General features: G+C 42.4%; 1 protein-coding gene. It reads right to left on the reverse strand.

Going from position 1 to position 439, the window contains the following annotated elements; genetic code table 11:
- Window positions 1-116 precede the first annotated feature (116 nt).
- The coding region (locus FD01_RS13370; RefSeq protein ID WP_156647323.1) for a type I restriction enzyme endonuclease domain-containing protein at window positions 117-439 on the reverse strand (323 nt) is incomplete at its 5' end.

Here is a 439-nt window from a genome sequence, read left to right on the forward strand (position 1 = left end):
CTTTTGTCAATTTATCCTTCTGACTCGGACCTAACCGAGAGAAACTTTACACCTAGACGTTAATATGCACGCTTTGATCTACGCTTAATTTCAACTTTGCACCAGAACCAATGTATCTAGTTGTGATTTTCAAATGCCATTGTCTGTGCCTGTTCAATAATGGTATCTACTGCAGCTGGCGCAAACGTTGGCGGGTATCCATGATCTTTTAACATACGACGAACAGCTTGTCGCATAGCGGCTTGTGTCGTCTTCCTTTGAACCCAATCAGGAGTAGCTGCGTATTTACGCACTGTTCCTACCAATTCTTTGGCAATTTCTTGTAATGTATCTTCACCCATGACTTGAACAGCAGTTTTTTGATCACATAATGCATCGTAAAACGGTAAGCAGGAGATAACCACACGTTCATAACGCCAAAATCGGGTCAAGGCACATC

The sequence above is a fragment of the Lacticaseibacillus manihotivorans DSM 13343 = JCM 12514 genome, assembly GCF_001435035.1.
GTDB lineage: Bacteria > Bacillota > Bacilli > Lactobacillales > Lactobacillaceae > Lacticaseibacillus > Lacticaseibacillus manihotivorans.